Origin of the sequence: Prevotella sp. HCN-7019, assembly GCF_037890215.1 — a bacterium.
Taxonomy (GTDB): domain Bacteria; phylum Bacteroidota; class Bacteroidia; order Bacteroidales; family Bacteroidaceae; genus Prevotella.
On sequence record NZ_JBBKBO010000012.1, the window covers coordinates 1 to 25,204 of the forward strand.

Annotated in this window: 11 protein-coding genes; 5 read left to right on the plus strand and 6 right to left on the minus strand. The window is 48.9% G+C overall.

Annotated features, from left to right (window positions below; all coding sequences use genetic code 11):
- Positions 1–175 precede the first annotated feature (175 nt).
- Positions 176–3,025 carry a hypothetical protein gene (locus tag WKT13_RS12115; protein ID WP_340324071.1) on the minus strand — a complete coding sequence of 950 codons (2,850 nt, stop codon included), beginning with the start codon at positions 3,023–3,025 and terminating at the stop codon, positions 176–178.
- Between the two features lie 573 nt (positions 3,026–3,598).
- Here WKT13_RS12115 and WKT13_RS12120 point away from each other — a divergent pair.
- On the plus strand, positions 3,599–4,639 hold the full coding sequence (locus WKT13_RS12120) for a porin (RefSeq protein ID WP_340324072.1): 1,041 nt from the start codon (positions 3,599–3,601) through the stop codon (positions 4,637–4,639).
- A gap of 20 nt (positions 4,640–4,659) precedes the next feature.
- Here the strand turns inward: WKT13_RS12120 and WKT13_RS12125 are convergent, their stop codons facing one another.
- From WKT13_RS12125 to WKT13_RS12140, 4 genes are all read right to left on the minus strand, one after another.
- Positions 4,660–5,601 carry a DMT family transporter gene (locus WKT13_RS12125; protein WP_340324073.1) on the minus strand — a complete coding sequence of 314 codons (942 nt, stop codon included), beginning with the start codon at positions 5,599–5,601 and terminating at the stop codon, positions 4,660–4,662.
- A 15-nt stretch (positions 5,602–5,616) separates the two neighbouring features.
- A complete protein-coding gene (locus tag WKT13_RS12130; RefSeq protein WP_340324074.1) occupies positions 5,617–6,942 on the minus strand; it encodes a nucleobase:cation symporter-2 family protein in 1,326 nt (441 codons plus the stop codon).
- Positions 6,943–7,908: 966 nt separating this feature from the next.
- A complete protein-coding gene (locus tag WKT13_RS12135) occupies positions 7,909–8,784 on the minus strand; it encodes an OmpA/MotB family protein (protein WP_298620479.1) in 876 nt (291 codons plus the stop codon).
- Between the two features lie 231 nt (positions 8,785–9,015).
- Positions 9,016–12,621: a glycoside hydrolase family 38 C-terminal domain-containing protein gene (locus WKT13_RS12140; RefSeq protein ID WP_445323606.1), complete on the minus strand. Its 3,606-nt coding sequence runs from the start codon at positions 12,619–12,621 to the stop codon at positions 9,016–9,018.
- A 561-nt stretch (positions 12,622–13,182) separates the two neighbouring features.
- Between WKT13_RS12140 and WKT13_RS12145 the strand changes: the two genes are divergently transcribed.
- Positions 13,183–17,043: an FG-GAP-like repeat-containing protein gene (locus tag WKT13_RS12145; RefSeq protein ID WP_340324075.1), complete on the plus strand. Its 3,861-nt coding sequence runs from the start codon at positions 13,183–13,185 to the stop codon at positions 17,041–17,043.
- Between the two features lie 117 nt (positions 17,044–17,160).
- On the opposite strand, the gene WKT13_RS12150 is transcribed toward WKT13_RS12145, so the two are convergent.
- Positions 17,161–18,264 carry a LacI family DNA-binding transcriptional regulator gene (locus WKT13_RS12150; protein ID WP_298620475.1) on the minus strand — a complete coding sequence of 368 codons (1,104 nt, stop codon included), beginning with the start codon at positions 18,262–18,264 and terminating at the stop codon, positions 17,161–17,163.
- A 252-nt stretch (positions 18,265–18,516) separates the two neighbouring features.
- On the opposite strand from WKT13_RS12150, the gene WKT13_RS12155 reads away from it, so the two are divergent.
- From WKT13_RS12155 to purL, 3 genes are all read left to right on the plus strand, one after another.
- Positions 18,517–19,593, plus strand: coding sequence for a DUF4421 domain-containing protein (locus WKT13_RS12155; RefSeq protein WP_340324076.1), 1,077 nt, complete (start codon positions 18,517–18,519; stop codon positions 19,591–19,593).
- Positions 19,594–19,695: 102 nt separating this feature from the next.
- Positions 19,696–20,121 (plus strand): hydroxyisourate hydrolase, encoded by a 426-nt coding sequence (uraH, locus tag WKT13_RS12160; RefSeq protein ID WP_340324077.1) that lies wholly within the window; start codon positions 19,696–19,698, stop codon positions 20,119–20,121.
- A 1,229-nt stretch (positions 20,122–21,350) separates the two neighbouring features.
- A complete protein-coding gene (gene purL, locus WKT13_RS12165) occupies positions 21,351–25,082 on the plus strand; it encodes a phosphoribosylformylglycinamidine synthase (protein ID WP_340324078.1) in 3,732 nt (1,243 codons plus the stop codon).
- The last annotated feature ends 122 nt before the right edge of the window (positions 25,083–25,204 follow it).

Sequence of the window (25,204 nt, forward strand, 5' to 3'; positions counted from 1 at the left end):
GCAATTAAAGTATTAAAATATGAAAAATACACCTTATTATATTATGTCGAGACATGCAGGATGAAATTCAGCTAAAACAATGACAACAACGGAAAAAATCATGAAAAATAAAAAAAAGAATCCCTCTCCCGAATAAGGAGAGGGATTCCATTATAACATTTACTGTAAGAATATATTATTTAACAACAAACTTCTTACCGTTCTTGATGTAAACGCCACGCTGTGTAGCATTCTTCACCTGAACACCCTGGAGGTTGTAGATCTTGCCATCCTTAACAGCTTCTGTATTGTCTGTTACACCATCGATTCCAGTAGGAGTCTGCTCACCGAGGTATGTCAGACGGAAGTTATCAACACATACCCAGTCATTCTCACCACCATTTTCCTTGCTAATACCGAATGAAAGCATACCGTCGTCACCGACCTTAACAAGGAGGCTGTTCTTATAAGCACCTACCTGGAAATAGTTTGTAGCCTGTTCCGGATCGTTCGGAATCCAACCAACTGAAGTATTGCTGTTCCAACCGTATCCAGGTGCATAGTTTGCATACTTCTCAATTGTCACAAGTTTAGTTGATACTTCGTTCATGTCTGCATCATATGCATAGAGCTTAGCATTCTGCTGTGGCTCATAACCACCAGCTGCGATAGACTGTGTGTAATCAACCTCTGTGCAGTCACGATAGTAACCCTGAACTGAAAGAATGTAGTAACCAGCCTTCATGTCGTATATGCTCTGAGTAAGAGTGAGCGGATCCTGGTTGAAGCACTCGAATGCAAAGTCGGTCTTGTTCTGTCCACGACCATAGATAGTACCGTTAACATGCTCCCATGCATAGTCCTGGCCATCAACGTTATCCCAACCGCCTGTGATTTCATATTCACGCTGGTTGAAGTTAGGCATCTTGATGAGATAAGAAGCGTCAACAGGATTTTCCTCAGATGCAGCTTCGAGCAGAGCGTCGCGGTCTGCCTTTGTTACGAGAATCCAATGATTATCAGCAACATCTGCTCCACCCATATCTGTATCTACGGTAGCATAACGTCCCGGACGATATCCAAGATACACATTACCTTCAGCAATCTGCTCTTCACTTGCATTTGTACGTTTAATCAAATAAACGCCTTCAGAAACTTTCTCAAATGTCCAAGGATCCTGAGCGCCAGTATCGCAGTATCCACCATAGTTGAGATAATGTTCATTCTCACCATTGCGCAGACGTGTGTCTATAACGAAAGCACCTTCTGTCTCTGTAGCAACAAGTGTAACTTCGATACCCGGGAATCCGAGAGCTGCATGTGCTCCCCAGTCTTCACCACCGCAGAAGAAGCGCTTCTGACCTACGTTGTAGAGATAGAATGAACCAGCTGCAGGAACATTTCCCTTGAACTTGTTCTCCTGTCTGTCAGCTGCATTGAGGCGACGTGCCATGCGCAGGTTGTCGAGAGCAGAATTGATAGCATCTGCAGTAACACCATTTACAGCAACATCAGCTGCAGTTGTCATAGCCTCACCCTCAACTTTCTCATTCTGTGCAAGAGCTACAGTCTGCTTGAGGAAGCTTGCATTTGTGCTTGTCTCGTTGATAAGCTGAATTGCTGTTGTAATAGCTGTAGCAGCAGAACCGATGGCAGTAGCGTCAGAAGAGCTTGCATAAACATCCTTACCATTTGCCAGAGCTTCGTCGAACATCTTGTTGATGGCCTCAGTAGAGCGTGCTGTGCAAGCCTCTGCGTCCTTAATTGCCTGTGCAAGAGTTTCCTTAACCTGATCGATATCGATTGAAGAACCATAATATGTCAGTTTGAAGTTGTCAAGGATGATCCAGTCGTCGTTCACACCCTGTTCCTTCTTCACACCAATAGTAAGTGTACCATCAGCAACAGAAGTCTTGATCTCGTCGTTCAAATAAGCTCCATAGAACAAAGCATAAGAAGCCTGGTCTGTGCTGTTCGGCACCCACTTGCCACTCTCCATTACATCGAGGAACTCAGGATCGGTCATCTTTGCATTGTACTCATAACCGGTTTCTCTTGCATCCTTAGCACCGTCGAAAATAGACATAAGCGGAGCGCTTGAGCTGTTTGCATAATATGTAGCATAATGGTGTTCAGTTCCTGCAGAATAGAGGTCGTATCCGAAAGGATCAACTCCGTTCCAGTCCTTAACATCATCAGCAGAACCTTCACGGTAGTATCCCTGAACGCTGAGTCCGTATGTTCCTACCGGAAGTTCCTTAACTGTCTGAGTAATAGAAGCTGTATAAGAGCTCCACATCTCATACACACGGTTACAGTTCATCTGTCCGTTTCCGCCATGGCCCTGTGCAGGACCATGAGAACCAGAAGGAAGACCTTCTATAGAAATATTTCTTATCCACTTATTAAAACGCTCGTCCTTATCAGCGAAGTTAGGAGCATTCAAAAGCCATGTAGCGTCTGCACTGCCGTTGAGTTCGGCCTGCTGCTTCATGTATTCAAGACGCTGTTCCTTTGTTACGAGCTGCCATACATCGTTCTCGCCATCATTTGCGCCATCTACAGAAGTTGCAATCCATCCGTCTTCTCCTACATAAAGGTAAGGATAGTCACCTGTATTAGCACAAATTCTGAACGCATTGGATACACCAGCATCATCGGCAGGCTCAAGAATCCACTGTGTCACAGCATCACCCGTATCAAGATAAAGATTTGATGCGTTCATACTGTGGTTGCTACCGAACTTAGGATTGAGCTGGTACATATTGCCATACTCATCAAGTGCAAGACAGGTAACCTCCCAGTCAATACCTCTTGTTCCAACTTCAGCGCGTGTTGTCCACAATGTCGCATTGTTTGGTGGATCAGAAGCATGATCATCATTATTCTGCAGCCACTTACCGGACTTTACATTGTAAAGATAATAATCGGCTCCTTCGCCCACAACGGCAGAAGGCTGCGCACCGGTAAACGGCGAAGACAGCTGAGCCGACATGGTAGCACTACCAAGCAGGCCCAAGCCCAACATAAGTAATTGTTTTTTCATACTTAGCTTTAGTTTTAGTTAATAATATGATAAATCAATAATATCTTTAAAAAGGTATGCGACGTTCTTGAATACGCTGCATATTTATTTTCTCAGATAAAAATCAAGCTTCTTAATAATCTCAATAAAGGTCACCGATTTCCTTCACCATGCTCCTATGTTTTCAGCTATCGGTTTCTCTGTCAAGTTATTAGTTATTCAGTTTCATTTCAATAGTCGTCGGCAAATATATAAAATATTTGTTTAACAGAAGCATTATTGTGAATATTTATTAACACAATAAATGTTAAATATTATTTTACACATTATACCTGAGCACGTTCGTATGAAAACACCACACGGAAAACCGTGAGAGAAGAAACACCATACAGATGATGCACCGAAGCGCATCTGCCACTGCTAACAGAAAAGAAAAAGACAACGTGATTTTCATATACCCGAAGCATGTAACACTTATGTAATATATGTGTCACAGGAACGTAAAATAAAAATATGACCTTTGCAGCGCTGACAAAGAATTCATTAAAACAACAGAAGATACACCATATTTAATTAAATACAAATATCCACAATATGAGTTTAGCAAAAGTACTGGCGATTGCCGCATTCGGCACATGCATTGCCGGCAGTGTTTCTGCCCAAGAGAGCGATAAGACCGACTACAAACCAAATCTTCACGGAACGATAAGAGGCAAATACGAATATCAGACCGAAGAAGGAAAAGGGCGATTCCAGGTGCGCAACGCACGCATAAGCGTTGACGGCAACATCACTCCGATGATATCATACAAAGCGGAAATAGATCTTTGCGACGAAGGATCGATAAAGATGCTTGACGCATACACACGCCTGAAACCCATGAAATCGATGCAGTTCACGATAGGACAGATGCGTGTGCCGTTCACCATCGACGCCCACCGCTCGCCCCATCAGCAGTATTTTGCCAACCGTTCCTTCATTGCCAAGCAGGTGGGCAACGTGCGCGACGTCGGTGCGGCTCTTGGCTACGACTTCAACGTAGGATTCCCCATCAAGCTCGAGGCGGGAGTGTTCAACGGAAGCGGTCTGACCGACCAGAAAGACTTCTGGACAAACAACATCAACTTCTCGGCCAAGGCGCAGATGTTTTTCCCTCACGGATTCAACCTCACGCTGAGCACACAGAAGATCAGACCGGACCATATCAATGTGATGATGTACGACGCCGGAGCCTACTACCACAGCCACGGCTGGCACATCGAAGCCGAATATCTGCTGAAAAAATATGCCGACAACAAGTTTGACGACGTACATGCCTTCGATGCTTTTGCAAGCTACGACTTCAGACTGCGCAAGGGTGCACTCAGATACATCACTCCGCTGGTGCGCTATGACTACATGAGCGACCACAGCGACGGCATGCGCTACACCGACGGAGAGAAAGATCCGGAAGGTTCGCTCATCATCAACGATTACCAGCGCTCGCGTCTGACCGGCGGTCTGACACTGAGTTTCAGCAAACCGTTCATAAGCGACATAAGAATAAACTACGAGAAATACTTCTACCGTGACGGCGCAATAGCCAAACCGTCAGAGCGCGACAAAATTGTTGTGGAGTTCATGACGCGTTTCTAAAACTCCACAACATACATGCATCACTTCCATCTCCATGTCTTGGAGATAACGCGGCCGAGATAGCTGACCACGTGGAAAACTCTTGCCGGAAAGAAAGACTTTCCGGCAACTATTATTATAACGGCTACCAATATAAGCACTATTCCCACCGAAAGACGGAGCGTCAGCTGCTCGCCGAACACCATCACACCTATCACCACCGCCGTGAGCGGTTCGAGAGCTCCCATGACGGCCGTAGGCGTAGAGCCTATCTCATGAACAGATATCACCATCAGCACAAGCGAGAACACTGTAGGCAGAAGCGCAAGCATGAGCGCGCACATCCACATACGCGGTGTAGTGAGCATCTGTATGTGTATGCCTGTGATGAAAGAATTGGCAAGAATGGTGAGCATTCCGAAGAACAGCACATAAAAAGTGAGCTTCAGAGAAGATATGCGCAACGGCGACTTGTTCACCACAACTATGTAAATGGCATAACTGAGCGATGAAAGCATCACGAGCAACACGCCGACCGTACTGAGCGTAGCACCGCCGTCACCCTTATAAAGCAGGGCTATACCGGTAAGGGCAAGCACGATGGCGAATATAGCCGCAGCCGAAAGTTTCTCCTTGAACAGCACAGCCATTATGACCGCCACCATCACCGGATAGACAAAAAGAAGCGTCGAGGCAATGCCGGCATCCATGAAACAGAAACTGAAATAGAGCGTTATGGACGACGTGGAGAACACAACTCCAAGCACAGCGAGCAAAGCCAGCTCCTTCATACTGACAAGCAGCGACTTGCCCTGGGCCATCATCAGCATGCCAAGCATCACCACAGCGAGCGCGAAACGATAGAAAAGCACCGAGTTGGCGTTGATGTTGTCTTCATAAAGATACAAGGCTCCCAACGGGTTGGTGCCATAACACACTGCGGCTCCTATGCCGCACAGATATCCTTTCAACTTAGATTGCATAACAGAAATATAGTGTCAGTCCTGATTCTTTATTCTTATGAGCATGTTTGACAGAATGGCAGCCACTCCGCCTGTGGTGATACCTGACGAGAAGATGCTTGCCACTTCCTTGGGCAGGCCGGAAAGAATGTCGGGCACAAGCTCCACGCTAAGTCCAAGCGAGAAGCTGACAGCCATCACAAGAACCTCCTTGCGGCCTATCTTCTGCGATGCTATGATGCGTATGCCGGCTGTTGCCACCGTACCGAACATCAGCAGCGTGGCTCCGCCGAGCACCGGCTCGGGCATGAGCGAGAACACAAGACTGACGGCCGGGAACAGTCCGAGCAGCACAAGAAACAGCGCAATGAAATAACCCACGTAGCGGCTTGCCACACCGGTGAGCTGTATCATGCCGTTGTTCTGGGCGAAAATGGAATTGGGGAACGAATTGAACACCGCAGCAAGAAATGACGTAAGACCATTGGCCACCACTCCACCCGACACTCTCTTGTCGAACACCTTGCCCTCTACCGGTTCGCCCGAAATGAGCGAATTGGCGGTTATGTCGCCATAAGCCTCTATGGCCGTTATGACGAATATTATGCTCAATGATATGAAAGCCGACCAGTCGAAATCGATGCCATACTTGAACGGCTGCGGAAGATAGAAGCCCGAATAGCTGCCGGCAGCCGAGAAATCTATCATGCCCATGGTCCACGCCACGACATAACCCACCACAAGTCCTATCACAACCGAACTCATGCGCAGCATACGGTTGCGGCAACTGTTGAAGAACACGATGACCAGCAACACCAGTCCGGCCAGCATCAGATTGCGCATGCTGCCGAACGTGCCGTCGGCCATGGCGGCATTGCCTCCACCGCAGGCCGACACTCCCACCTTGATAAGGCAAAGTCCGATGAGCGTAACCACAATACCAGACACCACGGGAGTGATGATCTTGCGTGCATAGCGCAGCATACGGCCTATAATCACCTCGACAAACGAGGCTGCCATACATGTTCCGAATATAACGGCCGGACCGCCTACCATTCCGGCTGCTATCACAGGACCGATGAACGAATAGCTCGTGCCCTGGATGCACAGCAGTCCTGCGCCTACGGGTCCGAACCTGCGGCACTGCACAAACGTGGCAACACCCGAAGCGAACAGTGCCATCGACACCATGTAGCTTGTAGTGTGAAGGTCGAATCCCAACTGCGACGCAATGATGAGAGGCGGCGTCATTATGGCTACAAAGATTGCCAGCAGATGCTGCATGGCTGCAAAGATTGTCTCAAGCAACGGCGGTCTGTCGTTAAGAGCGTAGATTATGTCATTGTTTTTCTCCATATTCATGATATGTGTTTCATTTAGTCGGCAAAATTAGTAAAAAACATCGTAACACAAGAACGCGGCTCTGTAGAAATTCAGCAGCGGCAGGTTTCTACAGGAAACGGCGGCTTCAACAGCGAATCGGCGGCGCAGCTTTCTGCCGGAAAGAGGCCAATCAGGGCACTTACAGTTTTTAAGTATCCTGCGAATTTTCCGCCCGAGTTTTCTGTTCTACCCCGTTTATTTTTCGCGAATTTGCGCGCGGGCTCTCCTTCGGACGCAAATACGCGAAAAATAACAGCTTTGCGCAGTCCACTGAACATCAACAACTTACATTCAAGACAGATTCTTCCGTCATGCAAAAAGCACTGTTTCAGGGTGTGATACAGCCCATTTCAGGGGCTGAAACACACAATATCACACCCTGAAACAGACGTGATCAGACCCTAAAACGGGCATTATCGGAATGTGAAATGAATTGTCGGGGATTACGCTACTGGGTATACGATAAGACAGTAAAGCCCGAACGGGCCTTTCTTATGCTACATTCAACAATCTCTCACATCTGTTTCGCGATTTTATTTTGTCAAAAAAAAGTCAAGAAAAACTGTAAGTGCGTCGTCCAAGTTTTCTTTTAAAAAGCCTATATGAGGCGTGAGAAAAGACACGGTATATATGCACCGGCTGTGCGGTTATGATTTATCGGTTTCTGCAACGTAGATTTTACATGAGGGAAAACGCTGTCTGGTTTTATACCATCAGGCGTTACCCAGACGTTTTCCGTCACTCCGTGGCGGTTAATCAATAAAGGCCGTACACGTCGGATATCTGCCAGATCAAGGATACGCACCCGTCATATATACATAAAAAAACGCGCTTTCTCACGAAAGCGCGCTACCTTAAAGCTTACAATAATACCTAATACCTAATTGAAAAATTTTTGGTCTTCCTGTTAAATTTCTTCACCTAAATGGAACAAACCATAATATCTTATTCTCCTTCCGGAGCTTTGTCTATGAGATCCATAAACTGATCCAGTTTCGGAGTAATGATGATCTGTGTACGACGGTTACGCTGTTTTCCTACTTCTGTAGAGTTGTCTGTGAGCGGGTTGTATTCGCCACGTCCGCCGGCAGTAAGTCTCTTCGGGTTCACACCATAATGATCCTGCAGATACTGCACAACGCTTGATGCACGCAGACAGGAGAGGTCCCAGTTGTTGCGTATGTTCTTCATCAGCGGGCTTGAAGTGTTCACAGGCACATTGTCTGTATTACCCTCGATGAGCACGTCATAGTCTTTGTAGTCCATGATGATCTTGGCGATCTTGCTCAGAGTCTCTGCGGCACGGTCATTGATTTCGTAGCTTCCGCTCTTATAGAGCATGTTGTCGGCAAGCGAGATGTAAACTACACCCTTGAGCACCTGTACGTCAACTTCTTTCAGTTCTTCCTTGCTCAGAGAACGTGTGAGGTTGTTGGTAAGCACGAGGTTGAGTGAGTCAGACTTAGACTTCACCTCAACGAGATGACGTATGTACTGGTTCGACTCGTTGATCTGATCCACCAGCTTCGAAATGTTTATGTTGTTTGAGCCGGCGTTTGTAAGACTCTTGTCGAGCGACTGCTGCAAGGCTGCGTAATCCTTGTTCTGACGCTCCAGCTGATCCTGGAGTGACTGCACGCGTGCCTGTGCTGCGGCAAGCTGTGCGTTTGCGTCTGCCAGTTTATCTTTTGTGCTTTGATAGTTGCCCATCAGTTCTTTATTTTCAAAACGACAGTTCTCAAGATCCTTTTTGCTGGCACAGCCAGTCATGAGCATCATTCCGGCAGCAACAGCCAAAATAACTACGTTTGTTCTTTTCATAAATAATCGTTGTTTAGTTAATACATTATAAACTTTATCGTGAAGCTACATATAAGACGAATTAAACATAACAATGTTGCTCTTTATTTACACTGTTTAACTACATAAATAGTGTTTTAACATTATTTTTTAATTTTCGTTATATTAAGCATCAATATTCTTCTTAAAAAACGGCTGTCTTGCCCATAACAACAAGACAGCCGATCCGTCATATAATCCGGTCAATACCGGTTATTTGTAAAGTTCGAGTTCGTATATACGTGTTGTGCTTTCGTTCACAGACTGTGCCGGTCCTGTGACATACAAACGTACGTAACGGGCCTTAACCGGCTCGATGCTGCGCTCAACGTCGTTGCTCTTGTTGTCGTCTATCATGTCAACAGTCTTCCACTCTTCTGTCAGAGAGTTGCGAACCTGCAACAGACATGCACGTGTGATGTAATTAGATGCTTCAGAACCAGCGTTCACAATCTTCCATCCGCTGAATTCTTTTTCACTGCCCATGTCCAAAGCAACATAGTTAGGAGCTTTGTTTGTGTCACACCACTTTGTTTCCATGTTTCCGTCAACAAGTTTCTCGGCAGCCTCGCCGGCGTTCACCTGACCGGAAACAGAGATTACCTTAGCACCTTTGAGGATGTTTGTACGTGCAGCGCCAGTGTTTGCATCGTCCGACTTGTTGCCAGTACGGAACAGTTTGCCCGCAGGCTCTACAGTGTTGCTTTCATTCACTGCTGTAGCAGCAAACACTACGACATTCTTGTCAGCCGGAAGGATTATCTCGGTAGCACCCTTCGGTATGTCAATGCCATACTTGAACATATATGTGAATTCATATACGCGGTCTTCATATTCTGCATGACTGTGTGTGCCCACGTAAGCCACTTCGGCATCTTTCAGGTAACCCTTGGTGTGGCCTTCATGTCCCCACTGTCCTACGAAGCCTGTATAAGAAGGTACATTAACGGTCTGCTTGTTCTTTCCTGCTGTGAATGTGGCCTTACGGTCGCCGGCAGAAGATGCTGCAAGCAGATATACCTTATTATATTTGCCGTCGGCAGGCAGTTTGATAGTGTCGCCGTCGCATGCAAGTCCGTTGTTTGTATCCATTTCTCCGAATGTGAAGTGTACTCCGTCCACTGTGAGTCCGTCCTTCGGAAGAAGTTCTGCAGCATAGCTGTTGCCACCCTCAAAGTTACCGGCCGCACGGAATTCATTGTATGAGAAGCAGTTCTTGTTGAACGGCAGTTCCAGACTGCGTGCGTCAGCATAGCATACACCGGCTTTCTCTGATGCGTTGCCTTCGAGTTTCAGACGATATGTCTTGACACTGAACGGCTTGACATTCACACTGAGTTTGTTGCCGCTGAACGATGCAGCACCTATTTCCTTCTCTGTACCGTCAGACTCAACAGCCTTCACAATGTTGGAAGCGAATGTGAGGTTTGCAGTCTGAGCCTCCTTACCGGCAGTCTCATAAACACGCACTACGTATTCGTCACCTACCTCAGCCTTCTTCAACGCGCGTACTATCACGTTGTCATTGTCTGAAGATACGAATGAGAATTCACGTCCGAGATCACCTTTATGTTTCGGTGATTCGAATGCTCTGATCGGACTGTTGTAAACAGTTGCCATCTGCACGGCTTCTGTCTTGTTTAGTTTTCCCTCATGTCCTACAAGACTGTAGGTAAACTCATGATATCCGAAATCCTGACGATCCTGATAAGTGTATCCGCCGCCCGGTTTCGGTGAATAAAGGAGTGACAGACGTATTGTGTTGTCATTCGGTTTGTCCCAACCGTACTTAGAGTCGTTGAGTACGGTCACACCGTAATCGCCTGAACGGTCTGTCAGGTCTGTCCATTCGTGAGAATAAACCTCGTAGCTGTTCTCACGGTTGTTGCCACGCTCTACACTTCCAAGACCGATGTCGTATGTTGCCTTCTCATTGCTTACGCTGAGCGGGAACTGAACCTTGAGCAGAGCGTTGAGCGAACGCCAGTCAACCTCATTGTAGAAGTCGATGCGGTCTGCCATACTGCCCTCATACAAACGTATGTACTGGTTTATCTTTGAGTCGCCATAGCTCTTTGTCACACGCAGTGACTTGCGCAGCGGACCATTCTCAACCATTGTCACACTTACGTTCTCCTTTATATCCAGCGGAGCCTTGTCTACAGTGTGCTTGAGAATTTCCCAAGCCGGCCATGCCTCAGACTTACAGTCATCGAATATCACAAGGCCAATAGACTTGCCGGAAGCGACAAGTTCCTTACCGTTACGTTTGTCGATAAGTGACGATATGTTACCTATCTTGTCAACTGTAACCTTATAAACAGAGTTTTCTATTACGTTTGCAGCCTTCTCTACTGCAGGGGCTGCCTTACCTCCGGCCTTTACGCTGTATACAGAGAAACCTGTTCCCGGAACGTTTGCATCAACAAGCAGGCTGCGATTACCCTTCGAGTCGGTCACTACCTGTGATGCAACTTTGCGTCCCTTAGCGTCTGTCACATTGTATGATGCAGCCATATTCGGCAGAGTGATGCTTGTAACTGTGCTTACAGGGAAAGCCTGTGTGTTATACAAAACTACCGGAGTACCCGATACGTTTGTGTTCATTCTGTTTGCAACACCGCTTACCGCTGTGGTAAGATTGTTCGAGAAACGCTGCAATGAAATGAGTTCATCGTTCCATGAGAACTCATAAGCACGTGGGATACTTGTACCCGGCAGGTCATCATGGAACTGATGCAACAGCACGCGCTTCCAGCTTTCGGTAAGATCATTCAAAGGATACTCACCCTGACCGAGCCATTCTGCAACAACGGATGCACGCTCTGCAGCATCACCAAGTTGCTCATTCTGACGGTTATAGAGCTTCATTGCGGCCTGCGATGTGTAACATCCTGTACCATGAACATCCATGAACAGTTCACCGTCGTGCACGGGCAGTTCCGGATGATTCTCATACGGCAGGAAGTCCTTGTAGATCTGATCGCTTGTCGCACTTATTATTTCAATCGGACCGTCACCCTTAATTCCTTTTTCCAAAGCACGTACAGATGCCAGATTTGGCGAACCACCCATATCACCTGTTCCGTAATAACGGTACACCATGTTCAGTGGGCTCTCTGATATTTCTTTCTTCAACATGTCATTATGAGAAAGATCGCTGTCGGGGAATCTTTCGCCATAACCGAATCCGTGTGTCATCATTATACGGCTTCCGTCAATACCCTGCCACAATCCGATTGTGAACGGATATCTTTTTCCGCCCTCATAGAAAGCATGGTTTCTCCATCCGAGTTTCTGTGTAGAGAAACCGATGAGTCCGCAATGCTTTGCCAGTGTAGGAATGAAATAGCTGAATCCGAAACAGTCGGGCAAGAAAATGTCGGTGCTCTCCTTGCCGAACTCGCTGCGATAGAAACTCTGACCGAGCAGGATGTTGCGCAACCATGACTCAGGCGATACAATCATGGTCTCATTGGCATCCCAGCCACTGCCTGTAAGATGCCAGCGGCCGTTGGCGATGTACTTCTTCATCTTTTCGTATTGCAGTGGATAATACTCCTTCATCCACGAATACTTCACGGCACCCTCGAAATTAAATACATAATTCGGGTAATTGTCGAGCAGATAGAGGTTCTGGCTTATGGTATTCCATACATAATGCTTAATGGTGGTCTGAATGTCCCAGTTCCACTGAGTGTCCAAGTGGGCGTCAGCCACCATGTAGGCTTTCATTTTCTTGCCGTCGTTGCTCTGAGCCGACACAGTGCCGAGCGTCATGCACGAAGCAAGAGCCAATACTAAAAATTTTTTCTGCATAACAGTTTTTATTGAATATAATTAGGTTAAAATAAATCCGGATAAGATCAAGTTTTCACATGCAAAGGTAAACAGATAAATCCATTTACACGAAACAACTCATATATAAAAACAATCATAATATGAAAAACAATAAAAAAAAACGGAAAAATAGAGTTGCTTGCATAAAATTGTTCATATATTTCCATTTAATTACATAAATGTAAAATAACATACAACAATGTTGACATTTTGTCCTCTACACATCCATGCACACATTGTATATCAACATCAAAAGGAAGTCAGAACGGTGTCAGAAGCAACAAAAGAACACACAAACTGATTTTTCATGCCAATCACAGACCTTCAACAACCCATCCTAAAGCCACAATATAACATGTATGTAATATTATTTTTATCATATAGCACATTCTTTACAACAATTCCTTATCATTGTCATCCTTTTTATTCCTATATTTGTATATACCAAGCAAGAAACGTTTCATTTTGGTGCAATCAACCTGGATGTTTAATAAAAAACCTGCAAAAGCAAATAACCACAAACCATTACACGTACCCATTATGAAAAAATCAATCATCATGTCGCTGCTGACCGCAGCCTGTACCTTTACCGTTCAGGCACAGTCACCGGCAAAGTACGATCCTTCCGTACAGCCTAAGGAAATGCAGTATTTCACTCCCGCCGGCGGCAGTCAGTTCGTCGGAGACTGTATTCCATTCTTTCACGACGGCACATTCTATCTTTACTGGCTACTCGACGAAGGCCACCATGCCTCGCTCAACGGACTTGGCGGCCATCAGTGGTGTGTCAGTACAACACGCGACCTTAAGACATGGACCCACCATCCCATTGCCATCGGCATAGATGAAGACTGGGAGAAGTCCATATGCACAGGCTCCGTGGTGAGCGACGGCAACAAATTCTACGCCTTCTATGCCACACGTCTGCTCACGGCAGACAACAGTGTAAGCGAACAACTGAGCTATGCCACAAGCACAGATGCACTCACTTTTACCAAACAAAAGCCCAATCCGTTCTACACTTCCGCCCCTGGCTACAGCACACGTCATTTCCGTGACCCCAAGGTTACCATCGACGACAAAGGCATTTTCCACCTTTTCGTATCCAGCGAAAAGAACGAGGCTGACATAAACGAAGGTCACGGTTGCCTGGTACACATGACATCTTCCGACCTCAAGACATGGCAGATAGGCGAACCTGTGCTCTCCGGCACGATACAGGTGCCCGAATGTCCCGATTATTTCGAATGGAACGGCTGGTACTATCTTGTTTACGGTCAGGGCGGTGACACATATTATCTCAAGTCTCGCTCACCTTACGGCCCATGGGAATATCCTGAATCACAGGCATTGCTCGAACCGTGGATCAATGTAGCCAAGACCGCCGCATTCACAGGCGGGCGCCGCATTGTGGCCGGATGGGTGCCAAGTCGCAACGGCAACACCGACTTCGGAGGCGAACTCTTCGGCGGATGTGTGGCATTGCGCGAAGCCGTACAACTCGAAAACGGCGACCTTGCCACCAAATTCCCAGAAGAAGTGATGCCACACACAGCCGAACCGCTCAACCTAGACTTCATACCAACCGAAGGTGCCACCGTCACATCGCCCGGCAACATCACCGTGGACGCACGCGGCAACATCTGTGGAGCCCGTGCCACAGGCGTACCTTACAACTGCATCATAACACTCGACGTAATACCGTCAGGTAATTACGAGGAATTCGGAATGTTCCTGCGTTCGGAAGACAAGGGCATCAACAGTTACAAAATGTCATTCAATCCAGACAACCGCACCGTGCGTCTGCACGACTCTTCCATAAATGCCGTGACCGGACTTGACAAACCTATGAAACTCACCATTGTTATGAAAGACGACATAATAGACGTCTGCATCGACAACCGACGCTGCATCGTCAACCGTCTGCCGGAAAAGAAAGGCGGCCAACTGTGGTTCTTCGCACGCAATGGTGAAGTAAAATTTGAAAATATAAAGGTTTGTCCAATTGTCTGCAGTGACGATAATCTTGCAGAAAACACCTTACTTCCATCCTATCGTATAGACAAATCAAACTACAGTGTCACAGCCATGGTTTTCAACGACAATATTCATTGGAACGACTGGAGCGCAGTAAATGAAGGCAAGACTGGTGTCATCCTCGGCACGCCGCCCACTGACAGCAACGGCCGCAAGTGGTATGAAAACGGTTACACCCTGACCGATGACGGAAAAAGAAAATGGAACACCCTCATTGCTCCAATGGAGACAGGTTCTTGGGCAGACACAGACATTTCCGCAGACATCTATTTTCGAAGAGAGTTCAAGATAGACAAAAACATTGAAGGCCGCTTGATTATCAAGTCGGCCTTTGATGATGCCCCTTGTGAAATATACATCAACGGCACTCTCATCGAACAATATGCCGACGGAGATCCGGACGGATCACTTGCCGCACAACATCTTCTGACTGACGAGCAGATGAAACTAATAAAGACGGACGGTACACCCAACCTGCTTGCCATGCACGTACACAACGACTACGGAGGCTCCAACGCTGACGTAGGACTATATATAGCCGAAAAGCCATACACCATCCTGTCAACCCATGAATACGGTTCGCAATACAATAACATCATTGCTGCCGATTTATTCAATGACGGCAACAAACAAATATGGATAGCCGGCAACGACGGATTCGACGAAGATAAGCCTCACTGGCTGCTCAGAAAAGAGAACGGGGTGTGGAAACAGACGGAAGCGCCCATCAACTGTGTAGACCGTCCGTCACTCAGTGTGTGCGACTTCAACGGTGACGGAATAATGGACATTGTGTGTTTCGAAAACCGTCTTCCGTCCGATGAGGAGACAAGTACCGGCAAATACACATCAGACAAAGGCATTTATCTGGGCAACGGAGACGGGACTTTCAACAGAATGGAAGTCAATATAACCGGAGCGGAGGAGAATCTTCCGTCCAACTTCAGCCGTCCGTTCAACAATATGTATATGATCCGTTCAGGCGCAGTGGCTGACTTCAACAACGACGGACGACCCGACATCGTCGGCATAGGATATTCAGAAAACAACGTAGTGCTTATCAATGAAGGAACAGAAGGCGACCGCGTAACACTCAGACCTATATATTTCGACGACGGCATAATTGAAGGAAGCGCCGAAAGGCGAGGACGTTCCTTCAGTGAAGGTTTTGTCATGACAGCCGACTTTAACAATGACGGCTACTCAGACTTTATCGTTTCGTCCAACAACTGGGACTACCGACAGAATGTTGACGCAGACTGGGAACGGTTCACAGAGGTTTACCTCAATGACGGAACAGGTACAAAATTCAACCGTACTTACTGGGGCAGAAACAATCTTTCTGTATATAATGGAGGCATTGCCATTGCTGACTTCAACAACGATGGATTCCTCGATCTGTTTGTATCCGGTGACGGCGGATTCTGGCCAGGCACACCTAATGCTATAGAACTGACCGGCGCAAGTGATCAGGGATACTGGGAACATACGATGGTTTACATAAATGACGGCACCGGACACTTCAACACCATGCCTGAAGAAAAATTCGACCGTCTGAGAGTAAAGGCTCTCAATTCTGTTTCGAACATGGCCAACGCATTCGACTGGGATGGTGACGGCAACATAGACATTCTACACCAAGGATGGAGTCCTGACAATAACGAACAGGCAGGATATATCTGGATGAACAACGGTGATTCAGGATTCAGCCGCGAAACCGTATATGGAGGTGGTTCGGAGTCGTCTGCCATAATAGCCGACTGGGACGGCGACGGAGCAAAAGACATTCTCACCACAGGATATTGTGACAACCGCAATTTCATAGACCACAACTATTCAGACAGACGTACGTTCATCGTCACACAAAACAATAACGAAAGTGCCCTTCAACCGGAAGCTCCGGCCAGTGTGAGTGCCACTGCCGACAACGGATACGTTACAATAAGCTGGACTCCCGCAGCTTCCGCACCGAAAAACACCACCTACGAACTGTATATAAGAAATTCAGAAGGAACACTGCTAGGCAACTGCCGGGCATACACCGACAACGAACGCAACGGACAAAGAAAGGTCGAGGAGTTCGGTAATCTGGGCACTGTGAACAAAATAAGCTACAAGCTAAAAGATGACACTTATACTGTAGGCGTACAGGCCGTGAACGGACAGAGGGAAGGCTCGCGATTCACCACAACTACGTTCGTACTCGATAACGGCACACTCACCGACATAAGTGATATCCGTCAGGACGAGAACAGCGCCGACAGCCGGTCATACACTCTCAACGGACAATTCATAGGAAAGAACGCCGACAGTATGGGACGTGGTGTGTATATTGTGGACAACAAGAAGATTCTGAAGAAATAACAATGGCCACGACTGTGGCATGACTATACGGCGGTGCGCTTCCGCGCCATGCCGTCACTTTTTTCGGGCACGCGCTTTCCTGCACGTGCCTTTTTACATAGATATCTCTGGAGCACCTCACATCTGTGGCGCAAACTCCGTAGACTCCCTTTCCACCACACGGCCTGACAGCATCACACTGAGCGGCGTGCAGTCTTTATTCTCCACACGCCTCATCATCAGCTCCACACTAACCTCGGCTATCTCGTCGCACGGCTGAGTGTACGACGACAGTGCACATTTCAAGTGGCACGAATATTTCATATCGTCGAAGCCACACAGCAGATAGTCTGTTCCACACTTGTACCCGAGCGTCTCCAGCGACAACATCAATACGGCGGCCGTAGCATCATTGACACACACTATACCCGTATTACCTTTTATTATCGGCATGGCTGCCACCACACCGGTATCCTCCGGATTGCCGCACACCACATTGTTATCGAGAAAATAGAGTCCGGCTTCAAGAACAGCGTCGCGAACGCCACGCAGACGCATCACAGCCGAATAGGCCGTGTATGGACGATAGAAGAAGTAGATGTTCTTGCATCCGGCCTTTATCATTAGGCGGGCCATCTCCGTCGCCGCGTTGTAGTTGTCGAGCCCCACCACATCAAACCGGCTCCGTGCCGGAGGCGCCACGATGTCGCGGTCTATCAGTACGAGCGGTATGCCTGCCTCCTCCACTCGTCTGCATATGTCGAGATTGAGCCGCCCGGCATCGCTCACACGCTCCAGAGGCGAAAAGAATATTCCGTCAACATTTCTTCTTATGTAATTCTCGCAGCACAATTCTATCAGATTGCGTCTTATGTCCGCATTGCTTGCCGTAGCTCCATCCCACAGACAGTCGAAGCCCATTTCCTTCGAAAGACCGAGCAGCCGGTTGTTTATTGTTGCGAAAATCTCCGACTCGCCCGCACCCGGCAACAACAGTCCGAAGGTGTATGTGTCCTTTTCCGCCACGGCATGGTTCACCTGTGTGCCCCGTCCTCTTTTACGGTTCACCATGTGTTCCTTCTCCAGACGGTTGTACACCTTGGCTATTGTCGGCCTCGACACTCCATATTCGGCGGCGAGTACCGATTCCGGCGGCAGCAATGTGCCGTCAGCATATCCGCCGTTCTCTATGCGTTCGCGTATTATGGCATATATCGATTTGTAATTATGTTTTTCGCTCATTGTCCCAGGTTTTAAGCAGCAATTTGGTTTTACACTCCAAAATTAATAAATTTAAGGCGATTTCGGAGAAACAAATTCATATTAATGCACACAACATGGCAAAGCGCCATACCATCCCTACCCATGCGTCAGGTACCGACAGCTCTTCTAAAGAACGTTTTATGACGCGCACGGCATACGCCACAAAAACATCGGACGCGGCAAAATAAAAAGCCGGACAACAGAGTTATATATACAGGAAAACACATTTTTATGACAACAAAGCCACACATCTGCAATCCCATACGCACCCTTCCGTGCATAAGGAGTATGAGGGCGGCGGCCGCCACACTGGCCGTCATGGCCTCAACATGCGCCTGTGCACAGAGCGGCGACACGCCCGACAGCCTCAGGGCAGGATGGTCGGAGAAGATGGCAAGAAACCTTAATCTTGTGCTCGACAGCCTCGACCGGCGTCGCAGAAAGTCTGTCGACACAGCATACATATCAAGGCCGCCACAGCACTGGACCGTCAAACTGCGCATCAATATGTCGGGAAGCGACCTTAACACCCGCGGAAAGGTGGACGGCACGTCACTGAACTCAAAGCTGAAGACCGACACAAAACTGACAATAGGCGCAAGCATAAGCTACCGCGGACTGTCACTTGGCTTCGCACTTAACCCGGCCAAACTTGCCGGACGCAACAAGGACATCGAGATGAACTTCAATGCCTACGGCAACAGGATTGGCGGAGACGCCGTGATAGTGGCCGCAAAGACATACAAAGGCAATGTGCAGAGCGACGGCGCCTCATACGAGGTGGCACCCGGAACAGTGAGCATGAAGATGATAACGGCCAACGGCTATTATGCCTTCAACCACCGGCGGTTCTCCATACCGGCAGCTTTCACACAGTCGCAGATACAGCGTCGCAGCTGCGGATCGTGGCTGGCGGGACTCTCAGTGATGGCAGCCGACATAGAGACTGCGGCCGGAGCCCTGCCGGGAAGTCATGCGGGAGAACTGAAATTTGTAAGCGTGGCTGTGGGCGGAGGCTACGGCTACAATTTCGTGGCAGGCGGAAAGTGGCTGATACACATCTCGGCCGTACCGCAACTGATGGTCTACTACAAGAGCCGCTTCACAATAGGCGACACCCGACAGCACGCTCCGTTCCGTTTTCCAAGCATCACCAATGTGGGACGCATTGCCGCCATGCGCTACTTCGGAAACAGATTTCTGGGCGTATCGGCCGTGGTCAACACATTCTACATAGGCGACCGCGACCAGCTATTGGTCGAGAACGTGAAATGGAGAGCGCGCCTGTTCTACGGTTTCAGATTCTGACGCCTGCGGCACACAGACATTACGGATAACAAAAAGTTCCTGAAACAGTGTGGATTACGGATAAATTCGTATATTTGCGGACACTCACTAAACCTCATGATTATGAAGACTATGAAACGTAATCTCATTCTCACAGTCATGCTGTCTCTGCTGTTCACGGCCGTATCCGTGGCACAGGACAAGTCGTACCAACTGTCAAGCCACATCCTCGACATCAACAGCGGACGCCCCGCGGCAGGCGTGACGATAGTGCTGTCAAAGATGAATGCCGACAAGTCGTGGGCTGTCGTGGACCGGCGCACCACCGATGACAACGGCCGTGTGAAAGACTTTCTCGAACAGAAGGACGGCAAGGACAACACGGGCATCTACAAACTGACGTTCCTCACAGCGCCATACTTCGAAGCGCAGAAGCAGGAATCGTTCTATCCGTTCATCGACGTGGTGTTCCAGATAAAAGACAACAGCCACTACCACGTGCCCATCACGCTCTCGCCCTACGGTTATTCCACCTACCGCGGAAGCTGACGCGCACACCGCACCGCAACATTTCACGTACGGCCACTGCCGGTGTCACTCACCGAACGACACCGGCAGTGACTGACGCGACATACCATGAAGAACCCTAAACGGCTGATAATCACAGCCATGCATACCACCCGTGCCGCGCAATTTTATGCAAATTTTTATTAACATCTGTTTACATTTCAGACAACACATTTAACATTCCATTTTTCTTATTCCAGAAAAAATCACGCCCTCTGACGCCATCCGAAAAGCCCGCTCCGGGCATACTGCAATCCGTCCGCACGCCGTCCGCCATACAAAACAGCCCGTTTCACACCACGATACAGTCCGTTTGAGGGCCTGATATGGTCCGAATCACCACCTGAAACGACCCATAACGTAAGCTGATATAGACTCTTTCGCAAGACGATAGAGAGACATTTAAATCACAACGCCGTACAAGCACCTGATTGTCAACGACTTACAAAACTTCCGATTTTTCGCAAATTTTCGCGCAATACGGCTCTTAGTCTGGTTTAACGACATTTTCCGACAATTCCGCCGGAAAAGATTTAACAATTCGGGAGCAGTTTTCTGTTTTTTTAATTTACGACAGGGTGCAATATGCAGACGTCCGCATCATGTCAGGGTTCCTGCAGAAACAACAGATATAACACATCAAAACGCCGGCATACATCCAAAAAAGCATGTGCAGACATACCTGCCAGCGCAGGAAGATATTTTAGTACGCGGAATCGTGCGAATATATACTTACAATATACAATAATCAATGTTTCGCAGGCATAAAACCGCAATTATGCCTCCATAGTCAATTTTTGTTTCATAACCCTCGCAGGCAACACGATGCGGACACTTTTTACGTGTTTCACCACTACCATCCGACCGTAATCCATCACCTCACAGACAATTCCTCGCAATGGGCTCTGCCGAATATAATAATGCTTATCTACACATAATTGAAATATATGCTCCGCATTTTAAACAGAATATCAGAAAATTGGTGTATCTTTGCAGAAGATAAGATGCGGTTCGGCAGTATCAAGGCCGGTAAAACTCTGTTTTCCCGCCATGCTGTTGCACTCACCTTTCATTATCTTTGCAAAAGATAAGCTGCACCGGGCAACCAGAGAATAAGTTTCCTTTGCACTCGTCTGCACCATCCGTGCAACAAGAGAAGCGGCAGCACAGCACAACAACATTGAACACAACGAAACAAAACATTATAAATCATGATTCTCTTTTTCAAGACTTCCCAGCAGAGCGTGATTGCCACAGACGTGGACCATCAGCTCAGTAAAGACGAAATCAACGAACTTAGTTGGCTCTATGGTGACGCTGCGCTCATCGAGGGCGAAACGGTGGACGGTTGCTTCGTGGGCCCGCGCCGCGAGATGATCACTCCTTGGAGTACGAATGCCGTAGAGATCACACAGAACATGAATCTTCACGGCATTTCTCGTATAGAAGAGTTCTTCCCGGTTGAGAACGAGGACGCCGAGCACGACCCGATGCTGCAGCGTATGTACAAAGGACTCGACCAGAACGTGTTCACCGTGAACCACGAGCCGGAACCAATAAAGCACGTGGAGAATCTTGAGGAATACAACGAGCAGGAGGGACTGGCCCTCTCACCCGAGGAGATAGAGTATCTGCACAAGATCGAGGCACAGCTCAACAGACCTCTGACCGACTCTGAGATATTCGGATTCGCGCAGATAAACTCGGAGCACTGCCGCCACAAGATATTCGGAGGAACATTCATCATCGACGGCAAGGAGATGGAGTCGAGCCTCTTCGCCATGATAAAGAAAACGACACAGGAGAATCCCAACAAGATTCTTTCGGCCTACAAGGACAACGTGGCATTTGCCGAAGGACCGGTTGTGGAGCAGTTTGCGCCGGAGGATCAGTCTACATCCGACTACTTCCGCGTGAAGGACATCGAAAGCGTGATATCGCTCAAGGCCGAGACCCACAACTTCCCGACAACAGTAGAGCCGTTCAACGGTGCGGCAACAGGTACGGGCGGTGAGATTCGCGACCGTATGGGAGGCGGCACAGGTTCGTGGCCTATCGCAGGAACTGCTGTTTACATGACTTCATATCCGCGCTCTGAGAGCAACGCCGACGGCAGCATGGCACATGAGTGGGAAAAGATTCTGCCGGTGCGCAAGTGGCTGTATCAGACTCCGGAACAGATCTTGATAAAGGCATCCAACGGTGCGAGCGACTTCGGTAACAAGTTCGGCCAGCCGCTCATCTGCGGTTCGGTGCTCACCTTCGAGCATAAGGAGGGCGAAGAGAAGTATGCCTACGACAAGGTTATAATGCTCGCCGGTGGTGTGGGCTACGGCACACGCCGCGACTGTCTGAAGAAAGAGCCGCAGAAAGGCAACAAGGTTGTAGTCGTAGGTGGCGACAACTACCGCATCGGTCTGGGCGGTGGCTCGGTTTCTTCTGTAGATACCGGCCGCTATTCGAACGGCATCGAGCTGAACGCCGTGCAGCGTGCCAACCCCGAAATGCAGAAACGTGCATACAATCTGGTGCGTGCTCTGTGCGAGGAAGACACCAATCCGGTTGTCAGCATACACGACCACGGTTCGGCAGGACACCTCAACTGTCTGTCTGAGCTCGTAGAGGAATGCGGTGGAGAGATTGACATGACTAAGCTGCCGATAGGCGACAAGACACTTTCGGCCAAAGAGATAATAGCCAACGAGAGCCAGGAGCGCATGGGACTGCTCATCGACGAGAAGCACATCGAGCATGTACGCAAGATTGCCGAGCGCGAACGCGCCCCGCTGTACGTTGTAGGCGAGACAACCGGCGACGCACACTTCTCGTTCGTACAGGGCGACGGTGTACGTCCGTTCGACCTCGACGTGGCACAGATGTTCGGCCACTCGCCCAAGACCATAATGAAGGACGAGACTGTGGAACGTCACTATACAGACGCCGACTACTGCGACGTGACAAAGCAGCCTGAGAAACTCGACGAGTACGTAAGCAACGTATTGCAGTTCGAAGCAGTGGCTTGTAAAGACTGGCTCACAAACAAGGTGGACCGCTCCGTGACCGGTAAGATAGCCCGCCAGCAGTGTCAGGGACGCCTGCAGCTGCCGTTGAGCGACTGCGGAGTGGTGGCTCTGGACTACCGCGGACGCAAAGGTATTGCCACAGCTCTGGGTCATGCTCCGCAGGCAGGACTCGCTTCGCCTGAGGCAGGCAGCGTGCTCTCTGTGGCAGAAGCGCTGACCAACATCGTATGGGCGCCGCTGAGCGACGGACTGAAGAGCCTCTCGCTCTCTGCCAACTGGATGTGGCCGTGCCGCTCACAGAAGGGTGAGGACGCACGTCTCTACAGCGCCGTGAGAGCATTGAGCGACTTCTGTATCGCACTTCAGGTGAACGTACCGACCGGTAAAGACTCTCTGTCCATGACACAGCAGTATCCAGGCGGCGAGAAGATCATCTCTCCGGGAACAGTCATCGTGAGTGCCGGTGGCGAGGTGAGCGACATACGCAAAGTGGTTTCGCCTGTTGCAGTGAACGACAAGAACTCTTCATTCTATCACATCGACTTCTCCTTCGACAAACAGAGACTCGGAGGAAGTGCCTTCGCACAGAGTCTGGGCAAGGTGGGCGACGACGTTCCGACTGTGAAGAACCCCGAATACTTCGCCGACTGCTTCGAGGCAGTGCAGCAGATGATAGCCAAAGGCTGGATAATGGCAGGCCACGACATCAGCGCCGGTGGTCTCATCACCACTCTGCTCGAAATGTGTTTCGCCAACACCGAGGGCGGTATGCACATCAACCTGCACGACATTCAGGACGACGACATCGTGAAACTGCTGCTATCTGAGAACCCGGGCGTAATCGTTCAGGTGTCAGACAAGAACAAGGAAGAGTTCGCCAAGTTCATGGAAGACGAGGGCATAGGCTACGCAAAGATAGGTTATCCTACACCGAAGGAGCGCACCATCGTCATAAAGAAGGGCGACTTCGAACATACATTCGACATCGACGCGCTGCGCGAGGTATGGTACAACACTTCTTACCTGCTCGACCGCAAGCAGAGCTTCAACGGTTGCGCAGAACAGCGTCATGAGAACTACAAGAACCAGCCGCTGGAAATCAAGTTCAACGACAGCTTCAAGGGTACTCTCGAAAGCTACGGCATCTCTGCCGACCGCCGCGAGCGCTCAGGCATCAAGGCTGCCATCATACGCGAGAAGGGAACCAACGGCGAGCGCGAAATGGCTTACTCGCTCTATCTGGCCGGCTTCGACGTGAAGGACGTGATGATGACCGACCTCATCAGCGGACGCGAAACACTCGAGGATATCAACATGATCGTGTTCTGCGGAGGATTCTCCAACTCCGACGTTCTCGGCTCTGCCAAGGGATGGGCAGGAGCATTCCTCTTCAACCCGAAGGCCAAGGAGGCGCTCGACAAGTTCTATGCACGTGAGGACACTCTGTCGCTCGGCATCTGCAACGGTTGCCAGCTAATGGTTGAGCTCAACCTCATCAATCCAGAACACACAAGCCGCGCACGCATGCTCCACAACAACTCTCACAAGTTTGAGAGCGCATTCCTCGGACTGGACATACCGCAGAACAACAGCGTTATGTTCGGTTCGCTCGCCGGAAGCAAGCTCGGCATCTGGGTGGCTCACGGAGAAGGCAAGTTCTCTCTGCCTGAATCGGAGGACAAATACAACATCGTGGCCAAGTACAACTACAGCGGCTATCCTGCAAACCCGAACGGTTCCGACTACAACGTGGCCGGTATCTGCTCGGCAGACGGACGCCACGTGGCAATGATGCCTCACCTGGAGCGTGCCATATTCCCATGGCAGAACGCATGGTATCCGGCCGACCGTCGCAACGACGAGGTGACACCGTGGATCGAAGCGTTCGTCAACGCACGCAAGTGGATTGAGAAACACTGATAATTGAACACTCTTATAAGGAAACAGGAACGTGCAGACGTCGCCCGCAACATAAAGGGCGGCCGCGTTCCTGTTTCTTGCCCTGAATACGGAAGGAAGGCGGACACACGGCAACAGAGAAC